Below are 17,506 nucleotides of genomic sequence, written 5' to 3' on the forward strand. Positions count from 1 at the left end.
GCGGGGCCGGCGGGGTGCGGCGGTCAGGGGCGGGCCGCCGCCGGTGCCGCCTGGAGCGGGGTGGCGCAGAAGCCGCAGCGGTCGCCGATGAGTTCGAGGCCGCACCAGCGGCATTCCTCGCGGCGGACGGAGGCGACGAGCTGGTAGAGGACTCCGATGTCGGGGATGGCCGCGGCGAACTCGATCAGCTTGGGTGTGCCCCACCAGGCGGGTGAGTCCTGGGGCAGCGGGTGTTCCATGACCCCCTGGACCTGCCAGGCGGGCCCGAGTTCGGCGGCGGGCCAGTCCCCGGCGAGTTTGCCGCAGGCGAAGGCGAGGTGGGTGCCGAAGGGCGGGCCGGGCGGCAGTTCCGCCCCGGGGCCGAGCCGGGCCAGGTGGGGCCCCGGATTGGCCAGTACGGAGAACTGGGCGCTCGGCGACCAGGAGCGGGCGTGGGCCTTGAGGTCGACGGGGATCCGGTCGAGCCGGGCGACGGTGCCGAGCACGGCGCCCGCGTAGATGTAGTGGGAGAGCAGCCGGGCGGCGGAGGCGATGACTCCGGGGCTGAAGTCGCAGACGGTGAGCTGGCTGAGCTGACGGGCCAGCAGGGCGGTGCCGAGCGGCGGGAGATCGACCGGGAGGAGCGCGATCCGGTCGGATTCCAGGATGGCGCGTACGGTGTGCAGCCGGCGGGCGGCCGGGGCGGGCAGCCAGTCCGGGACGAGGACCAGCAGATGGCCGTGCCGGTCGAGCAGGGCGGTGGTGTCGGTGAGGGCGCCTTCGAGGTCCTGCCGGTCGGGCGGGTGCAGGACGGCGGCCGGCGTGGTGTGCCGGTCGGGGGCGGGCAGCACCAGGTCGGCGCTGGTGACGGCGATGGCGGTCGGCACGCGAATCCCCCTGTTCCCCTGGCCCGCGGGCGTGTCCGGCGGGCGTCCCCGTAGGCGCAGCGCACGTTCCCCTGGTGCACCGCACGTTCCTGTGGGCGCTCCCCACGCGCCCGGTACGTACGTCACGCAGGTCGCACGCGCTGCGCGACCGTGAGCGGCCGACGCTCCGCCGGTGCCGCCGGCGATGCCCCCATCCCTCCTGCGCAGCACCATAACCGCGTCGTCGCCGGTCAGGCAGGGCCTTGCCGATTCCCATGCCGGGAGCACATGTCACAGGTGGCTGGAAACCCGGACAACCGGGAAGCCGTCTCCGATCGTTTCCGGCCACTTTGCGCAGACTCTTGACACGAGGATTGGTCTGGACCAACCCTGGAGCAACTCGGCCGTGGGATCCCCCACTTGTTCCCCGCGCCGCCTCCTCCCCTCCCCCCACGGAGCCCATGTGAACCGCATACGCTGCCTCGCCCTGCCCGTCGCCGCCACGCTCGCCGTGACCGGTCTGACCGCCCTGGCGACCGGCACCGCACAGGCCGCCGACGTGAACAACGTCCGCAACGGCGGCTTCGAATCGGGCCTCGCCGACTGGAGCTGCTCCGGCGGCACCGGCGCCGCCGTCGCCTCCCCCGTGTACGCCGGGGCCGGCGCCCTCAAGGCCACTCCGGCCGGCCAGGACAACGCCCGCTGCAGCCAGACCGTCAAGGTCAAGCCGAACTCCACGTACACGCTGAGCGCGCAGGTCCAGGGCTCGTACGTGTACCTCGGCGCGACCGGCACCGGCACCCAGGACGTCTCCACCTGGACCCCCGGCTCGGGCGGCGGCTGGCAGAAGCTGTCCACCACCTTCACCACCGGGGCGAACACCACCGAGGTGACCGTCTACACGCACGGCTGGTACGGGCAGCCGGCCTTCCACGTGGACGAGTTCAGCGTGTTCGGGCCGGACGGCGGCGGGGGCACCGGTCCCGGCCCCTCCGTGCCGGGCGCACCCGCCGGGCTCACCGTTTCCGGCCAGTCGGAGACCGCGCTCACCCTTTCGTGGAACGCGGCGGGCGGGGCCGACGGCTACCACGTGTACAAGGACGGCACCCGGGTGGCCACGGTCACCGGGACCACCGCGCAGATCACCGGGCTCACCCGGGCCACCACGTACTCCTTCCAGGTGAGCGCCTTCAACCAGGCGGGTGAAGGGCCGAAGTCGGCGCCGGTCAGCGGCACCACCACGGGCGGCGGCGGCACGGACCCGGGCAACCCGTCCGTGCCGCGGCACGCGGTCACCGGCTACTGGCAGAACTTCAACAACGGCGCGACCGTCCAGCGGATCTCGGACGTGCCCGGCGCGTACGACATCATCGCGGTGTCCTTCGCCGACGCCACGGCCACGCCGGGCGCGATCACCTTCAACCTGGACTCGGCCGGTCTCGGCGGCTACACGGTCGCGCAGTTCAAGGCGGACGTCGCGGCGAAGAAGGCGGCCGGGAAGTCGGTCATCCTCTCGATCGGCGGGGAGAAGGGGACCATCTCGGTCAACGACTCCGCCTCCGCGGAGAACCTGGCGAACTCGGCGTACGCGCTGATGCGGGAGTACGGCTTCAACGGGATCGACATCGACCTGGAGAACGGGCTCAACTCCACCTACATGACGCAGGCCCTGCGGTCGCTGTCGCAGAAGGCCGGGCCCTCGCTGGTCCTCACGATGGCCCCGCAGACCATCGACATGCAGTCGACCTCGAACGCGTACTTCCGGACGGCGCTGAACGTCAAGGACATCCTGACCGTCGTGAACATGCAGTACTACAACAGCGGCTCCATGCTGGGCTGCGACGGCAAGGTGTACTCCCAGGGCTCGGTGGACTTCCTGACCGCGCTCGCGTGCATCCAGCTGGAGGGCGGGCTCGACGCCTCCCAGGTGGGCCTGGGCCTGCCGGCCTCGCCGAGCGGTGCGGGCAGCGGCTACGTCGCCCCGGGCGTGGTGAACAACGCCCTGGACTGCCTGGCCCGGGGGACGAACTGCGGCACCTTCAAGCCCTCGAAGACTTACCCGGCGCTGCGCGGGGCGATGACCTGGTCGACGAACTGGGACGCGAAGGCGGGGAACGCCTGGTCGAACGCGGTGGGGCCGAAGGTGCACGGGCTGCCGTAGCGGCCTTCCGGCCGCACGGGCCGGGTCCGCTGCAGTGGGACGGCCGCCCCGGGGCAGACGGGGCGGCCGTCGCCAGATCCGGCGGGCCCCGCCGGCCCCGTCGGCTGTCGCCCCGTCAGGCCGCCTCGTCCGCACGGGCGTAGTGCGCCGGGAGCGTGCTGCGGTTTCCGGATAGCGGGCATGTGTGGGGATGGCCGGTTGGCGTACTTGACCGGGCCATGTCAGGAGCGCACGCTGTGCGCGTCCGCACGGCCAGGCCGTGTCTTTCGGATCAGGCCGGATCAGCACGCCGCGGGCCCGGCCTGATCCCGAAAGACACGGCCTACCCCCCACACTCCCGACCCAGGAGATCGCATGCGGCTACACACCCGCCGGAGGTCCGCCGTCACGGCGGCCCTGCTGGCGCTCGCGCTCGGCGCACCCGCCTACGGCATGAGCGCGACGGCCTCGGCACCCCCGACACCGTCCACCGCCACCCAGGACGAGGCCATCGTCCAGTACCGGATCCACGGCCCGTCCACCCCGGCCGACCGGACCGCGCTCCTCCGCCACGGCGTCTCGATCGACGAGGTCGACGACCACACGGTGGTCGTCAGCGCCGACACCATGCAGGCCAGGAAGCTGCGCTCACTCGGGTACAAGCTGGAGGCCCTGGCCGGCCCGCCGGACCGCTCGATCCCCGGCATCGCGGCCAGCCCCATGGACTTCCCCTCGGCCGACTCCCGCTACCACAACTACGCGGAGATGAGCGCCGAGATCGACCAGCGGATCGCGCAGTACCCGAACATCATGAGCAAGCGCGTGATCGGCAAGTCGTACCAGGGCCGCGACCTCGTCGCGATCAAGATCAGCGACAACGTGGGGACCGACGAGAACGAGCCCGAGGTCCTCTTCACCCACCACCAGCACGCCCGCGAGCACCTGACCGTCGAGATGGCCCTGTACCTGCTGCGCGAGTTCGGCGAGGACTACGGCACCGACTCCCGCATCACCAACATGGTCAACGGCCGGGAGATCTGGATCATCCCGGACCTCAACCCGGACGGCGGCGAGTACGACATCGCCACCGGCTCCTACCGGTCCTGGCGCAAGAACCGGCAGCCGAACTCCGGCTCCTCGTACGTCGGCACCGACGAGAACCGCAACTGGGACTACAAGTGGGGCTGCTGCGGCGGCTCCAGCGGCAGCAGGAGCTCCGAGACCTACCGCGGGGCGGCCGCCGAGTCGGCGCCCGAGGTGAAGGTGGTCTCCGACTTCGTCCGCGGCCGGGTGGTCGGCGGCAAGCAGCAGATCAAGGCCGCCGTCGACTTCCACACCTACAGCGAGCTCGTGCTGTGGCCGTTCGGCTGGACGTACAACGACACCGCGCCGGGCCTGACCGCCGACGACCTGGGGGCCTTCAAGGCGGTCGGCCAGAAGATGGCCGCCAGCAACGGCTACACCCCCGAGCAGTCGAGCGACCTGTACATCACGGACGGGACGATCGACGACTGGCTGTGGGGCAACCAGAAGATCTTCGGCTACACCTTCGAGATGTACCCGCGCAGCGGTGGCGGCGGGTTCTACCCGCCCGACGAGGTGATCGAGCGCGAGACCAGCCGGAACCGGGACGCGGTGCTCCAGCTGCTGGAGAACGCGGACTGCATGTACCGGTCGATCGGCAAGGAAGCGCAGTACTGCACGTGAGCCGTGCCTGACGCGCGGCCGACACCACCGGCAGGCCGGAGGGCGCCCCGCCTTGGGAGGGGCGCCCTCCGGGCGGTCCCCGGCCGGCGCCGTTTCCGGCCGGCGCCCTTTCCGGCCGGGCGCCGCGTCCGGTGGCCGGCCGTCCGGCCGGACTCAGCCGAGGACGGCCAGGGCGTCGATCTCGACCAGCAGGCCGGCGGGCAGGCCGACGTAGACGGTGGTGCGGGCGGAGGGCACGTCCGGGAACTCCTTGAGGTGCTCCGCGAAGTACGCGTCGTAGACCTCGTTCATCTCGGCGAAGTGCGCGGTGTCCGTCAGGTAGACGCGGATCATCACGACGTCGTCCCAGCTCGCGCCGCCGGCCTCCAGCACCGAGCGGACGTTCTCCAGGGTCTGGAGGGTCTGCTCGCGCAGGGTGGGGCCGGCGACGGCGGGCGGCTGTCCCGGGACGGCGGGCAGGTAGCCGACCTGGCCGGCGACCTGGAGGAGGTTCCCCTTGCGCACGCCGTGCGAGAACCGGGCGGGCGGGGCGGGGTGGCCGGCGGGCGTGACGGCGGTCTTGTCGCTCATCTTGTTCTCTTTCTCCTGTCTCCCGACTGAACTGATCTCGGCCCCATCCTTACCCGGCGGGTGACGAGGCCCCCTGGGGCGCGCGTGGAGCTCGGCGGTGGCGGGCCGGGGCCGCCGGGCCGGAAGGGGGACGGGGGACGTTGCCCGGGGGGCGGCGGAGTGTTAGACAGCAGGTGACGGCGTCCGCACCACGGTCCGCCCGTCCCACGCCTGCAACACCCCGGAGGTACGTACCGAATGGCCAGCGAAGCGACCCGGCGGCTTGCCGAAGAGCCCCTCGACCACCGGTTCAAGGGCCTCCCCCCGGACGCCGAGGCCGCCGGGCTCACCGTCGGGCAGCTGGCCGCGCAGCGGCGCAGCCTCTACACCGGAGGGTTCACCACCCCCGTCCTCACCCTCGACGCCGAGGCCCTGGAGCACAACCTGGGCGCCCTCGCCGCCTTCTGCGAGCGCCACGGACTCGATTTCGCGCCGCACGGCAAGACCTGCATGGCCCCGCAGCTGTTCGACCGGCAGATCGAGCTCGGGGCCATGGGCATCACCGTCGCCATGCCCCACCAGGCCCGGGTCTGCCGCGCCTTCGGCATCGGGACGGTCTTCCTCGCCAACGAACTCGTCGACGCGCCCGCCCTGCGCTGGGTCGCCGCGGAACTCGCCGCCGACCCCGGCTTCCGCTTCGTCTGCTACGTCGACTCCGTGCGCGGGGTCGAGCTGATGGACGCCGCCCTGCGCGGACACACCGAGCGCCCGGTCGACGTGGTGGTCGAGCTCGGCGCCGGCGCTGAGGGGCGCACCGGGGTGCGGAGCGAGGCCGAATGCCACGCGATCGCCGCCGCGGTCGCCGCGGCGGACACCCTCCGGCTGTGCGGGGTGGCCGGCTACGAGGCGACCATGCCGGGGGCCGACGCGACGACGGTCCGGGCCTGGCTGGAGCGGCTGGTGGCACTCGCAGCCGACTTCGACAAGGCCGGCCTGTTCGCCGGGCGGGACCTGACGGAGATCATCGTGAGCGCGGGCGGCAGCGAGTGGTTCGACGTCGTCGCCGACGTGTTCTCGGCCGTCCCCGAGCTCTCCCTGCCGGTCCTGAAGCTGCTGCGCTCCGGCGCGTACCTCTCGCACGACCACGGCTGGTACTCCGGCCTGACCCCCTTCAACCGGATCCCCGAGGAGGGCGGCCTGCGGCCCGCCTTCCGGCTGTGGACCCAGGTCGTCTCCCGCCCCACCCCCGGCCAGGCCTTCGTCAACGCCGGCAAGCGGGACATCGCCTACGACCTGGGCCTGCCGCAGGTGCTGGCCGTGCGCGGGGCGGACGGCCGGGAGCGGCCCGGCACCGGGATCACCGTGGCCAAGCTGTCCGACCAGCACGCCTGGCTGGAGACGGAGGAGGGAACCGGCCTCCAGGTCGGCGACTGGGTGGCGCTCGGCATGGCCCACCCGTGCACCATCTTCGAGAAGTGGCCGCTGATCCCCGTCGTCGAACCCGACGGGACGGTCACCGACTGCGTCCGGACGTTCTTCTAGCCTCCAGCCGGAGGACCGCGAGCCGAGGGGGGCTTCCGGCCGATGGATCTGGTCCTGCGCGGGGCCCGCGTCGTCGACGGCACGGGCGGGCCCTCCTACCGTGCCGACGTCGGCGTGCACGAGGGGCGGATCGCCGTCATCGGGCGGGACCACCGGGTCCCGGCCGGGCGGGTCACCGTCGACGCGCACGGGCTCGCCCTCGCGCCCGGGTTCGTCGACATGCACGCGCACAGCGACCTGGCGCTGCTCCGCGATCCGGACCACAGCGCCAAGGCCGCGCAGGGCGTCACCCTCGAAGTGCTCGGCCAGGACGGGCTGTCGTACGCCCCCGTCGACGACCGGACCCTGGAGGGGGTGCGCACCGCCATCGCCGGCTGGAACGGCGACCCCGACGAGGTCGGCGTCGACCCGGACTGGCGGACCGTCGGCGAGTACCTCGACCGGCTCGACCGGGGTTTCGGCGGACAGGGCATCGCCGTCAACGCCGCCTATCTGGTCCCCCAGGGCACCGTACGGGCGCAGGCGCTCGGCTGGGCCGACCGGCCCGCCACCGACACCGAACTGGACCGGATGCGCGCACTGGTCGCGGAGGGCCTGGCCGACGGCGCCGTCGGCATGTCCTCCGGGCTCACCTACACCCCCGGCATGTACGCGGACGACGCCGAACTGACCGAACTGTGCCGGGTGGTGGCCGCCTACGGCGGCTACTACTGCCCGCACCACCGCTCGTACGGGCGCGGCGCGCTCGCCGCCTACGCCGAGATGGTCGAGCTGGCGCGGCGGGCCGGCTGCGCACTGCACCTGGCGCACGCCACCATGAACTTCCCGGAGAACGCGGGCCGGGCCGGGGACCTCCTCTCCCTGCTGGACGCGGCCCTGGCGGAGGGGGCGGACATCACCCTGGACACGTACCCGTACACCCCCGGCTGCACGACGCTGGCCGCGCTGCTGCCGGGCTGGGCGCACGAGGGCGGCCCGGAGGCGCTGCTGGCGCGGCTGGCCGACCCGGCCGCCGCCGGGCGGATCCGGCACGCGCTGGAGGTGACGGGCTCGGACGGCTGCCACGGGGTGCCGGTGGACTGGTCGACGGTCGAGGTGTCGGGCGTACGGGACCCCGCGCTGGCCGGCGCGTACGTGGGGCGGCGGCTGGACGGCTGGGAGACGGCACGGCGGCTGCTGCTGGCGGACCGGCTGGGGACGGCGGTGCTCCAGCACGTGGGCCACGAGGAGAACGTGCGGACGATCATGCGGCACCCGGCGCACACCGGGGGCTCGGATGGCATCCTGCAGGGCGCCAAGCCGCACCCGAGGGCGTACGGGACCTTCCCGCACTACCTGGGGCGCTACGTGCGCGAGCTGGGGGTGCTGGGCCTGGAGGAGTGCGTGGCCCACCTGTCGGGCCGTCCGGCGGCCCGGCTGCGGCTGCCCGACCGGGGCCTGGTGCGCGAGGGGTACCGGGCCGACCTGGTGCTGTTCGATCCCGGGACGGTCGCGGCGGGCTCGACGTACGAGCAGCCGAGACGGCTGCCGCGCGGGATCCCGCACGTGCTGATCGACGGGCGGTTCGTCGTACGGGACGGGCGGCGGACGGACGTGCTGGCGGGGCGTTCGGTGCGCCGGACGCCCTTCGGCCGTACCGCCACCGGCCTTGGCCCGAAACGGTGTTGATCCCCCTTCGTACGATGGGCACATGCTCGCATTCGCCCCGGCCGTGGTCCTGTTCCTCGTCTTCTGCGTGAGCGTGCGGGAGGACCGGCGCCGCTTCCGCAACGCGGTGCTGCTCGGGCTGACCTTCCTGAGCCTGCTCCCGGCCCTGCTGTTCCAGTTGCGGCACCTGCCGGGTCCGGTGGCCGTCACGGTGGTGGTGCTGCTGTTCCTCGCACCGGCCGTCGGGATCCTGGTGCTCGGCGGACTGCTGATCGCCAACGGCCTCACCATGGTCCGCAAGGAGGGCCGGCGGCCCGCGAACCTCCTCTCCGGGCTGGTGGGGCTCGCGATCTACGGAATGGTCGCACTGCTGGTGGTGGTCGGCACCCGGGGTTCGCCGGTGCTCGACGGGGTGGTGCTGGCCCTGCTGCTGCTCTCGCTGTACGTGTCCTTCATCTTCGTGTGCTTCCTCGGGTACGCCTTCCTCTACGGGCGGATCCGGGTGCGCGGGGACGTGGACTACGTGGTGATGCTGGGCTCGGGCCTGATCGGTGGCGAGCGCGTGCCGCCGCTGCTGGCCTCCCGGCTGGAGAAGGGCCGGCGGATCCACGCCGCCCAGCTGGAGCGGGGCGGGCGGGTCCCGCTGCTGCTCACCTCGGGCGGGCGGGGGCCCGACGAGAAGGTCGCGGAGGCCCGGGCGATGGCGGACTGGCTGATCGAGCGGGGGGTGCCGGCGGAGCACGTGCGGGTGGAGGACCGGTCACGGACGACCACGGAGAACATGGCCTTCAGCCGGGAGCTGATGGAGGCGGACCGGCCGGACTACCGGTGCGTGGTGGTCACCAACAACTTCCACGCCTTCCGGGCGGCGATGACCGCCCGCAAGGCGGGGGTGAACGGGCAGGTGCTGGGCTCGCCGACGGCCCGGTACTTCTGGCCGAGCGCGACGATCCGGGAGTTCGTGGCGGTGTTCTGGGAGCACCGGGTGGTCAACCTGGGCATCTGCGCGGTACTGGCGGCCTTCGGGGTGCTGGTGGGCCTGGGCATCTGAGCGGGGCGGGTCCGCTGCGTGTCCGACGTGCGTCCGACGTGCGTTCGACGTGCGTTCATGCACGGCTGGCCGGAGGATGGGGTTCCGGGGATCCGATGGAGGTACGAGATGGCAAGTGAAGCGGACAAGCAGCCCAAGAGCGAAAGCCGCCCGGCCCGGCTGAACAGCGGGGGCGAGCGGGACCGCGCTTACGACCCGGAAGACCTCGTCATGGCGACGGGTGCCGACCCGACTCCGGAGCGGGTCGAAAAGGCCCGGAAGCTGATGGAGAAGGAGGGCATGAGCGTCATCGAGCGATTCCTTCCGTAATCGCCCGAGCGCCCTCCAGGCCCGGGAGCGGGGCCCTGCGCCTCCCCGCTCCCGGGCCTTTCGGCTCCGCCAAGGCCTGGCGGCCCGCGCCAAGCTCCGCCGAGGTGCGGGCAGGCACCTCCGCCGAGGTGCGGGCAGGCACCTCCGCCGGAGGTGTGGGCAGGCGTTCCGCAGGGCGGAACGGGTGGGCACACCGGAACGCCGCCCAACGGGCTCGCTCCCGCCCCACCGAAGCCATGGCGCGCTTCGCCGCAGCGCCGCCCGGCCAGGGCGGTGGCTTCGCCGGCCCCGGCACAGCCATGAGCGGAGCTCCGCCCGGACGGGGCCCGGACCGCAGCCGGACCGGGGCGCGGGGTGGCTGCGCGAGCCCTCGCGGGACCGGGGTGCCGTGTGCCCACCCGTGCCGCCCTGCGGCACGCCTGCCCACACGGCCGGCCGGACGGGGCCGGCACGCACGCCCCACGGCAGCGGAGCGGGAGGGCTGAGCGGCACGGTCAGGTGAGCTTTGTTCGGAAGGTCTGGCGGTAAGCCAGTGGCGCCACGCCGATCGCCGCGGCCAGATGCCGTCGCAGGGACGCCCCCGTCCCCAGCCCCGCATCCGCCGCGATCCGGTCCACCGGCAGGTCCGTGACCTCCAGCAGCCGCCGCGCGTGCTCGACGCGCTGCCGGGTCAGCCACTGCCCCGGCGTCATGCCGGTCTCGTCCCGGAAGCGGCGCGAGAAGGTCCGTACGCTCATTCCCGCGTGCCGGGCCAGCTCCGCGAGCGCGATCGGCTCGGCGAGCCGGTCCAGTGCCCAGGCGCGGGCGGCCGCCGTACTCGCCTCCGACGGCTCCGGCACCGGCCGCTCGATGAACTGCGCCTGCCCGCCCTCCCGCCACGGCGGGACCACGCACAGCCGGGCCACCCGGTTGGCCACCGCGCTCCCGTGGTCGCGGCGCACCAGGTGCAGGCAGAGGTCCACCCCGGCGGCGACCCCTGCCGCCGTCAGCACGTTCCCGCCGTCCACGAAGAGCACGTCCGCGTCCACGTCCACCTGCGGGAACGCCCGCTGGAAGGCCTCCGCCTCGTTCCAGTGGGTGGCGGCCCGCCGCCCGTCCAGCAGGCCCGCCCGGGCCAGGACGTACGAGGCGGTGCACATGGACACGATCCGCGCTCCGGCCGGCAGCCGGCCCAGGGCCCGCGCGAGCTCGTCCGGCAACCAGTCGCGGGTGGTCGCGTCGGGGCCCACACCGCAGGTGAAAGGCGGGATCACCAGCGTGTCGGCGGTGCCGACCAGCTCGCCGCCGTGCTCGACGGCCACGGTGAAGTCGGCACTGGTGCGCACCGGGCGCCCGTCGAGGCTACAGGTGAGGACCTCGTACAGCGGTTCGCCGGCCGGGCCCTCCACCGTGCCGAAGATCCGTACCGGAATGCTCATCTCGAAGGGATAGACCCCTTCCAGCGCCAGCACCACGACCCGGTGCACAGGCACCCCCCCGTCCCACTCATGGCCAGATCTGTTCACATCGTGTCACTCCGGCCACTGGTTGGGCGAGTTGGCGCCCGGCAGCCTTGATCACATGACGAGGACTTACACCAACGAGACCATGCAGGCCGTTACGCAGGACGGGTTCGGCGGATCCGAGGTGCTCCGGGTCACCGGGACCGCCCGTCCCGAGCCCGGCCCCGCCGAGGTGCTCGTGCGGATCCGCGCCGCCGCGGTCAACCCGACCGACGTCTGGCACCGCGCCACCGGTGGCCTGGCCGGCACCGACGCCCCGCCCGTCCCGCTCGGCTGGGACCTCTCGGGCACCGTCGAGGCCGTCGGCATCGGCGTGACCCTCTTCCGGCCCGGCGACGAGGTGTTCGGCATGCCGCGCCATCCCTCCCCGGCCGGCACCTACGCCGAGTACGCCACCTCCCCCGCGCGCCACCTCGCCCACAAGCCGGCCGGCCTGGACCACGTTCAGGCCGCCGCCCTGCCGCTGGCCGCCCTGACGGCCTGGCAGGCCCTGGTCGACACCGCGGACGTACGGCCCGGACAGCGCGTCCTGGTCCACGCGGCGGCCGGCGGGGTCGGCCACCTCGCGGTCCAGATCGCCAAGGCCCGGGGCGCGTACGTGATCGGCACCGCGAGCGCCGCCAAGCACGAGTTCGTCCGGTCGCTGGGCGCCGACGAGGTGATCGACTACCGCACCACCGACTTCGTGACCGCCGCCACGGACATCGACGTCGTCCTCGACACCGTGGGCGGCGCGTACGGCCCCCGGTCGCTGCGCACGCTGCGGCCCGGCGGGATCGTGGTGTCCCTGGCCTCGCCGGCCGAGGCGGTGCTGGCGGAGGAGGCGGAACGGCTCGGCCTCCGGGCGGTGTTCATGGCGGTGGAGGCCGATCACGCGGGGATGAAGGAGATCGCCGCGCTGGCCGCCGAGGGGCTGCTCCGCCCGCACATCGCGGAGACCTTCCCGCTCGCCGAGGTGGGCAAGGCCCATGAGCTGTCGGCCTCCGGCCGCACCGTCGGGAAGATCGTCCTGACCGTCGACTCCCACTCCCGCCCCCGGTGACGCGCGAGAGCCGGGCACACAAGCCAGGCATACAAGCCGATCACCGCCACAAAACGGAATGATTGACGTTACTCCGGACGTTGCCTGTCGTTAACCGCGCAAGTCGCCCAACGCGCGGAGAGGCAGCCCCACATGCACATGGCCGACGTGGACTGGGACCACCCCAGAGATCCGCAGCCGGGCTGGAAGCTCGACCACGTACGCGAGTACGTGGAGACGGACGGGGCCGCCGGGCACCTCTGGCACGGAGTCCCCACCCTCCTGCTCACCACCGTCGGCCGCGTTTCCGGCCGGGCGGTCCGCACCCCGCTGATCTACGGCGAGGAAGCGGACGCCGGCCGCTACGTCCTGATCGCCTCCAACGGCGGCGCCGACAGGCACCCGCACTGGTACCTCAATCTGGGCGCCGACCCCGAGGTCCGCCTCCAGGTCGGCCCGGCGGTCTTCCAGGCGAAGGCCCGCACGGCCATCCCGGAGGAGCGGGAGGCGTACTGGGGCCTGATGACCGGCCTCTGGCCGGCGTACGACGACTACCAGGCGCGGACGGACCGCGAGATCCCGCTGGTCCTCGTCGACCGCTGAGGACCGCCGGGGCCGCCCGAGTCACCGAAGTCGCCCGAGTCGCCCGAGACGCCGCCCTCAGTCGAAGTCGTAGACCGTGACGTCCAGGTCGCGGGCGCAGAGCGCGTCCACGACGAGCGGCTCGATCCGCGACCACTTGCCGCCGGCGAGCCCGCACCCGATGCGCGGCATGTGCACCGAGGCCCCCAGGTCCTCTGCGTGACCGGCCAGCACCTCCAGGCAGCGGGCCACCGCCTCGTACCGGACCGGCGGACCCCCGCTGCCGGTCCGTATCCCCCGCTGGCCGACCATGTTGGCCACCCAGACGTCCGGCTTCACCTGCACCAGCTGCACGGCGCCCAGCCCGAAGTCGTTGCGACTGCGCTCCCGGTGCCAGGCGCGGTACGCGGCCTCCGGCTCGGGCCAGCGGCGCGACACGGCCAGCACGAAGCCCTTGCCCCAGCCGCCCAGGTCGTTGCACACGTGCGCGATGAGCTTCGGCCCCTTGGCCTGCGGACTGGTGGCATCCCCTTTGACGATCCTCAGCGCCTTCATCCGCCCATCCTGCCGCAGGGGTCCGACATCGCCCCGACCGGAACCGGGTGATCGCGATTGCCCGGAGCGGGCCGTTCGTGCATTAATAAATGCACAGGCATTCATTAATGGCCGCCGCGTCCGGTGAACCGGACACGACACGACGGGCAAGGCCGGAGGTGCACGGGTATGGCAGGACGTCCGCGCGGGATCGACGACGCCGTCATCCTGCGGGCGCTGGTCGAGGTGATGGGACGGCTCGGACCGGCGAAACTCACCCTCGCCGCCGTGGCGCGGGAGGTCGGGCTCGTGCCCGGCACCCTCGTCCAGCGCTTCGGGTCCAAGCGCGGCATGCTGCTCGCACTCGCCGCGCACAGCGCCGAGCAGGCCCGCGGCTTCGCCGACCGGGCCGGGGCGGAGCACGCCTCGCCCCTGGACGCCCTCGAAGCGCTGGTCGCCGCGACCCACGAGCCGCTGGCCTCCCCCACCGCCTTCGCCCACCACCTGGCCTTCCTCTGCGTCGACCTCGCCGACCCGGAGCTCCACCGGCTCGCGCTCGCCGCGCAGCAGGCGCAGACGGAGGCCGTCCGGGCCCTGCTCGACCGGGCCGTCGAGGCGGCCGAACTCCTCCCGCGCACCGATACCGCGGCCCTGGCGGCCGCCGTCCAGGCGGCCGTGAGCGGCACGGGAATGCTGTGGGCCGTCGACCGCGAGGCCGGCCTCGCCGACCGCCAGAAGCAGGCCCTCCGGTTCGCCCTCGCCCCTTACCGAAAGGACACCGCGCCCGCATGAGCAGCGCCACGCCCGGCCCCGCCCACACCGCTCCCGCCGTCCCCGCTCCCGCCCGCCTCCCCTTCCGTACGGCCACCACCATCGGCGTCAGCCTGGACGGGTTCATCGCCCGCCCCGACGGGGACATCGACTGGCTCACCGAGCGCGGCGCGGAGGCCGGCGACGCCGGTTTCGACGCGTTCATGGCCGGGATCGACACCCTCGCCATGGGCCGCAACACCTACGAGAAGGTGCTGACCTTCGGCTTCTGGCCGTACGAGGGCAAGCGCGTGGCCGTCCTCAGCAGCACGCTGGAGACCGACGACCCGCGCGTCACCGTCCACCGTTCCTTCCCCCAGCTGCTGGCCGCGCTCGCGGAGCAGGGCGCGGAGAACGTCTACGTGGACGGCGGGGTCACCGTCCAGACCTTCCTCCGCGAGGACCTCCTCGACGAACTCACGATCACCACCGCGCCCGTCCTCCTCGGCTCGGGCCTGCCGCTCTTCGGGAAGCTGGACCGGGACGTCGACCTCGCCCTCCGCTCGACCCGCACACTGGGCGCGGGCTTCACCCAGACGACGTACGACGTGGTCCACGCGGCCTGACCGGGCAGCTTTGCCGCGGTCCCCCGCGGGGGCGCATTCTGGGACTGGCGGGGAGGCCGCACCGGTGGCCACCCCCGCCGCCGGCCGTGCCCGCCCCGGCGTGACGAGCACAACACCCCTTCCTCCCGCACGCCGACCCCGCACCCGTTCCGCAGGCCGGGGCGCCGGTCCGGCCACCCATTCCAAGGGCAGGCGGGGCCACCGCCTCCCCATCCCCCGAACCCGGACATAACGCCTTACCGAACCCGGCCGTAAAGCCCGAGCGGGCGCGGCCACGGACCCGTAAGCTCCCGTCATGCAGGTGATCCAGTCAACGAAGCTCGCCAATGTCTGCTACGAGATCCGCGGCCCCGTGCTCGAAGAGGCCATGCGACTCGAAGCGGCAGGTCATCGCATCCTCAAGCTCAACACCGGCAACCCCGCGGCCTTCGGCTTCGAGTGCCCGCCGGAGATCCTTGAGGACATGCTCCGCAACCTGGGCAGCGCCCACGGCTACGGGGACGCGAAGGGGCTGCTGTCCGCACGCCGTGCGGTGATGCAGCACTACCAGACCAAGGGCATCGACCTGGACGTCGAGGACATCTACCTCGGCAACGGCGTCTCGGAGCTGATCCAGATGGCCATGCAGGCCCTGCTGGACGACGGCGACGAGGTGCTCGTGCCCGCCCCCGACTACCCGCTGTGGACCGCCTCGGTCTCCCTGGCCGGCGGCACCGCCGTGCACTACCGGTGCGACGAGCAGTCCGACTGGATGCCGGACCTCGCCGACATCGAACGCAAGGTCACCGACCGCACCAAGGCGATCGTGATCATCAACCCGAACAACCCCACCGGCGCCGTCTACGACGACGAGATGCTGCGCGGGCTGACGGACATCGCCCGCCGCCACAACCTGGTGGTCTGCTCGGACGAGATCTACGACCGGATCCTCTACGACGGCGCGACCCACACCAACACCGCCGCCCTCGCCCCCGACCTGCTCTGCCTCACCTTCAACGGGCTGTCGAAGAACTACCGCGTGGCCGGCTACCGGTCCGGCTGGATGGCCGTCTGCGGCCCCAAGAAGGGCGCCGAGTCCTACATCGAGGGCCTCACCATCCTGGCGAACATGCGGCTGTGCGCGAACATGCCCTCGCAGCACGCGGTCGCCACCGCCCTCGGCGGCCGGCAGTCGATCGACGACCTGGTGCTGCCCGGCGGACGGCTGCTGGAGCAGCGCGACACGGCGTACGAGCTGCTCACCCGGATCCCGGGCATCAGCTGCGTGAAACCCAAGGGCGCGCTGTACCTCTTCCCGAGGCTGGACCCCTCGGTCTACAAGATCAAGGACGACCGGCAGATGGTCCTCGACCTGCTCCGGGCCGAGAAGATCATGGTGGTGCATGGCACCGGCTTCAACTGGCCCGAGCCCGACCACTTCCGGATCGTGACCCTGCCCCAGGCCGCGGACCTCGCCGACGCGGTGACCCGGATCGGAAAGTTCCTCGACGGGTACTCCCAGCACTGATCCCGGAGGGTCCGGGCGGGTCCGTGCCGGCCCGACGGGCCCGGGCGGGTCCGCACGGATTCCAGCCGGAATCCAGAGATCCTCGACAGGATTGAGCTCAACTTTAGACCGATTCCAATGTAGGATGGCCTCCTGACCACGCAGGAGGCTTCCTCATGTACGAGCCGAACCGGGCCAAGCCGGCGGCTGCGGTCCGCCTGGGCCGTGGCCACAGCGACATCCCCCACCGCAGCCGTGCCGAGGAGCTGGACATCCAGCTCGCCGGACACCTGACGGCCCTGCTCGCCGCGACCGACGAGCTCGGCCTGGACGAGGCCGCCGAGCGGATCTCCGCCCAGGTGGCCCGCCTCCGCGGCACCCCGCCGGCCCGGCACGCCGCCCTCGGCGGCGAGGACCGCGCCACCCTGCACCGCCGTGCGCACGAGCTCGCCGCCCGGGTGCTGCTCGTGGCCGCCTCGCGCGCCGACACCGCCGTCGCGATCCTCGCCGCCGAACAGATGGACGACCACACCGCAGCCCTCGCCGAGCACGACCTCGCCGGGGCCCGCTGACGGCCCCGGCCCGGGGCCGCGGAGGCCCCGGGCCGGGCGCCATGACCCTCCCGGGAGGGCTTTTCCCGCGCCGCCCGCGAGGACCGCGCCGGGGGCCGCGAACGCGGCCGGACATCACCCCGCGGCCGTGAACCTCGCGCCCGCCACCCCGCACCACGGCGCCACCCCGGCCGGCCACACCGGCCCGACCGCCTCGCCGCGCACCGTCGCGCCCGGCTCGACCCCGTCCAGCCGCACCAGCGCCTGCACCGTGCCCAACGGCGGCTCCTGACGGAACTCGACCGTCAGCACGTACGAGCCCGCGCCCGGCGCCCGGCTCGTGACCTCGACCTCCGCCAGCAGCCGTTTGCTTGCCGGATCGATTCGGCAGCCGGACACCGCCGCGTCACCTGCCGGTTCGTACGCCTCACCCGGCGGCGCCGACCCGCCCGCCCACACGTACAGGGCCAGCGGCGCGAAGACCAGCAGCGCCGCCAGCCCGACCAGTCCGGTGAACCAGCCCTGCCATCTCGGCGTACTCGACGGACCCGGCGTACTCGACGGACCCGGCGTACCCGACGGACTCGGCGCGCCCGACGCACTCGACGTACTCATGGCGCGATCCTTCCCCTGTAGAAGTGGGACCACCTCGTCACCTGCCGTT

Annotated in this window: 16 protein-coding genes and 1 pseudogene; 12 read left to right on the forward strand and 5 right to left on the reverse strand. The window is 73.0% G+C overall.

Annotated elements, in window-relative coordinates:
• Positions 1 to 26: 26 nt before the first annotated feature.
• A pseudogene (locus tag AC067U_RS29875) lies at positions 27 to 866 on the reverse strand (hypothetical protein); the annotation flags it as partial.
• Positions 867 to 1,308: 442 nt separating this feature from the next.
• On the opposite strand from AC067U_RS29875, the gene AC067U_RS29880 reads away from it, so the two are divergent.
• Together AC067U_RS29880 and AC067U_RS29885 are read left to right on the forward strand one after the other, a co-directional pair.
• Positions 1,309 to 3,006, forward strand: coding sequence for a chitinase (locus AC067U_RS29880; RefSeq protein ID WP_478832922.1), 1,698 nt, complete (start codon positions 1,309 to 1,311; stop codon positions 3,004 to 3,006).
• A 354-nt stretch (positions 3,007 to 3,360) separates the two neighbouring features.
• Positions 3,361 to 4,692 carry a M14 family metallopeptidase gene (locus AC067U_RS29885; protein ID WP_478832923.1) on the forward strand — a complete coding sequence of 444 codons (1,332 nt, stop codon included), beginning with the start codon at positions 3,361 to 3,363 and terminating at the stop codon, positions 4,690 to 4,692.
• A 153-nt stretch (positions 4,693 to 4,845) separates the two neighbouring features.
• Here AC067U_RS29885 and AC067U_RS29890 read toward each other — a convergent pair whose 3' ends face one another.
• On the reverse strand, positions 4,846 to 5,262 hold the full coding sequence (locus tag AC067U_RS29890) for a RidA family protein (protein WP_478832924.1): 417 nt from the start codon (positions 5,260 to 5,262) through the stop codon (positions 4,846 to 4,848).
• Positions 5,263 to 5,499: 237 nt separating this feature from the next.
• On the opposite strand from AC067U_RS29890, the gene AC067U_RS29895 reads away from it, so the two are divergent.
• From AC067U_RS29895 to AC067U_RS29910, 4 genes are all read left to right on the forward strand, one after another.
• Positions 5,500 to 6,783: an alanine racemase gene (locus AC067U_RS29895; protein WP_478832925.1), complete on the forward strand. Its 1,284-nt coding sequence runs from the start codon at positions 5,500 to 5,502 to the stop codon at positions 6,781 to 6,783.
• A gap of 42 nt (positions 6,784 to 6,825) precedes the next feature.
• Entirely contained in the window at positions 6,826 to 8,451 is a 1,626-nt protein-coding gene (locus AC067U_RS29900; RefSeq protein ID WP_478832926.1) for an N-acyl-D-amino-acid deacylase family protein, read from the forward strand.
• Positions 8,452 to 8,473: 22 nt separating this feature from the next.
• A complete protein-coding gene (locus AC067U_RS29905; RefSeq protein WP_478832927.1) occupies positions 8,474 to 9,481 on the forward strand; it encodes a YdcF family protein in 1,008 nt (335 codons plus the stop codon).
• 108 nt (positions 9,482 to 9,589) lie between these two features.
• Positions 9,590 to 9,790: a hypothetical protein gene (locus AC067U_RS29910; protein ID WP_478832928.1), complete on the forward strand. Its 201-nt coding sequence runs from the start codon at positions 9,590 to 9,592 to the stop codon at positions 9,788 to 9,790.
• A 494-nt stretch (positions 9,791 to 10,284) separates the two neighbouring features.
• On the opposite strand, the gene AC067U_RS29915 is transcribed toward AC067U_RS29910, so the two are convergent.
• Complete coding sequence (locus AC067U_RS29915; RefSeq protein WP_478833021.1) at positions 10,285 to 11,256, reverse strand: GlxA family transcriptional regulator; 972 nt, start codon at positions 11,254 to 11,256, stop codon at positions 10,285 to 10,287.
• 94 nt (positions 11,257 to 11,350) lie between these two features.
• Here AC067U_RS29915 and AC067U_RS29920 point away from each other — a divergent pair, with 94 nt between their 5' ends.
• Both AC067U_RS29920 and AC067U_RS29925 read left to right on the forward strand, forming a co-directional pair.
• Positions 11,351 to 12,334 (forward strand): NADP-dependent oxidoreductase, encoded by a 984-nt coding sequence (locus AC067U_RS29920; protein WP_478832929.1) that lies wholly within the window; start codon positions 11,351 to 11,353, stop codon positions 12,332 to 12,334.
• 132 nt (positions 12,335 to 12,466) lie between these two features.
• On the forward strand, positions 12,467 to 12,916 hold the full coding sequence (locus AC067U_RS29925; protein ID WP_478832930.1) for a nitroreductase family deazaflavin-dependent oxidoreductase: 450 nt from the start codon (positions 12,467 to 12,469) through the stop codon (positions 12,914 to 12,916).
• Between the two features lie 57 nt (positions 12,917 to 12,973).
• On the opposite strand, the gene AC067U_RS29930 is transcribed toward AC067U_RS29925, so the two are convergent.
• Entirely contained in the window at positions 12,974 to 13,450 is a 477-nt protein-coding gene (locus tag AC067U_RS29930; RefSeq protein ID WP_478832931.1) for a macro domain-containing protein, read from the reverse strand.
• Between the two features lie 168 nt (positions 13,451 to 13,618).
• Here AC067U_RS29930 and AC067U_RS29935 point away from each other — a divergent pair, with 168 nt between their 5' ends.
• From AC067U_RS29935 to AC067U_RS29950, 4 genes are all read left to right on the forward strand, one after another.
• On the forward strand, positions 13,619 to 14,221 hold the full coding sequence (locus tag AC067U_RS29935; RefSeq protein ID WP_478832932.1) for a TetR/AcrR family transcriptional regulator: 603 nt from the start codon (positions 13,619 to 13,621) through the stop codon (positions 14,219 to 14,221).
• Complete coding sequence (locus tag AC067U_RS29940) at positions 14,218 to 14,805, forward strand: dihydrofolate reductase family protein (RefSeq protein ID WP_478832933.1); 588 nt, start codon at positions 14,218 to 14,220, stop codon at positions 14,803 to 14,805. The genes AC067U_RS29935 and AC067U_RS29940 overlap by 4 nt, the downstream gene beginning before the upstream one ends.
• Positions 14,806 to 15,100: 295 nt before the next feature.
• Positions 15,101 to 16,312: a pyridoxal phosphate-dependent aminotransferase gene (locus AC067U_RS29945; RefSeq protein ID WP_478832934.1), complete on the forward strand. Its 1,212-nt coding sequence runs from the start codon at positions 15,101 to 15,103 to the stop codon at positions 16,310 to 16,312.
• 155 nt (positions 16,313 to 16,467) lie between these two features.
• A complete protein-coding gene (locus AC067U_RS29950) occupies positions 16,468 to 16,863 on the forward strand; it encodes an SCO4983 family protein (RefSeq protein ID WP_478832935.1) in 396 nt (131 codons plus the stop codon).
• A 114-nt stretch (positions 16,864 to 16,977) separates the two neighbouring features.
• On the opposite strand, the gene AC067U_RS29955 is transcribed toward AC067U_RS29950, so the two are convergent.
• Positions 16,978 to 17,457: a hypothetical protein gene (locus tag AC067U_RS29955; protein ID WP_478832936.1), complete on the reverse strand. Its 480-nt coding sequence runs from the start codon at positions 17,455 to 17,457 to the stop codon at positions 16,978 to 16,980.
• Positions 17,458 to 17,506: the final 49 nt, after the last annotated feature.

This window comes from Streptomyces sp. NPDC043853, from assembly GCF_056436025.1.

Excerpts from the sequence above, each read along its gene's own strand:
- AC067U_RS29910 (WP_478832928.1), top strand. The coding sequence starts at position 9,590 with ATGGCAAGTGAAGCGGACAAGCAGCCCAAGAGCGAAAGCCGCCCGGCC.
- AC067U_RS29885 (WP_478832923.1), top strand. The coding sequence starts at position 3,361 with ATGCGGCTACACACCCGCCGGAGGTCCGCCGTCACGGCGGCCCTGCTG.
- AC067U_RS29935 (WP_478832932.1), top strand. The coding sequence starts at position 13,619 with ATGGCAGGACGTCCGCGCGGGATCGACGACGCCGTCATCCTGCGGGCG.
- AC067U_RS29925 (WP_478832930.1), top strand. The coding sequence starts at position 12,467 with ATGCACATGGCCGACGTGGACTGGGACCACCCCAGAGATCCGCAGCCG.
- AC067U_RS29940 (WP_478832933.1), top strand. The coding sequence starts at position 14,218 with ATGAGCAGCGCCACGCCCGGCCCCGCCCACACCGCTCCCGCCGTCCCC.
- AC067U_RS29930 (WP_478832931.1), bottom strand. The coding sequence starts at position 13,450 with ATGAAGGCGCTGAGGATCGTCAAAGGGGATGCCACCAGTCCGCAGGCC.
- AC067U_RS29950 (WP_478832935.1), top strand. The coding sequence starts at position 16,468 with ATGTACGAGCCGAACCGGGCCAAGCCGGCGGCTGCGGTCCGCCTGGGC.
- AC067U_RS29900 (WP_478832926.1), top strand. The coding sequence starts at position 6,826 with ATGGATCTGGTCCTGCGCGGGGCCCGCGTCGTCGACGGCACGGGCGGG.
- AC067U_RS29890 (WP_478832924.1), bottom strand. The coding sequence starts at position 5,262 with ATGAGCGACAAGACCGCCGTCACGCCCGCCGGCCACCCCGCCCCGCCC.
- AC067U_RS29895 (WP_478832925.1), top strand. The coding sequence starts at position 5,500 with ATGGCCAGCGAAGCGACCCGGCGGCTTGCCGAAGAGCCCCTCGACCAC.
- AC067U_RS29905 (WP_478832927.1), top strand. The coding sequence starts at position 8,474 with ATGCTCGCATTCGCCCCGGCCGTGGTCCTGTTCCTCGTCTTCTGCGTG.
- AC067U_RS29955 (WP_478832936.1), bottom strand. The coding sequence starts at position 17,457 with ATGAGTACGTCGAGTGCGTCGGGCGCGCCGAGTCCGTCGGGTACGCCG.
- AC067U_RS29945 (WP_478832934.1), top strand. The coding sequence starts at position 15,101 with ATGCAGGTGATCCAGTCAACGAAGCTCGCCAATGTCTGCTACGAGATC.
- AC067U_RS29920 (WP_478832929.1), top strand. The coding sequence starts at position 11,351 with ATGACGAGGACTTACACCAACGAGACCATGCAGGCCGTTACGCAGGAC.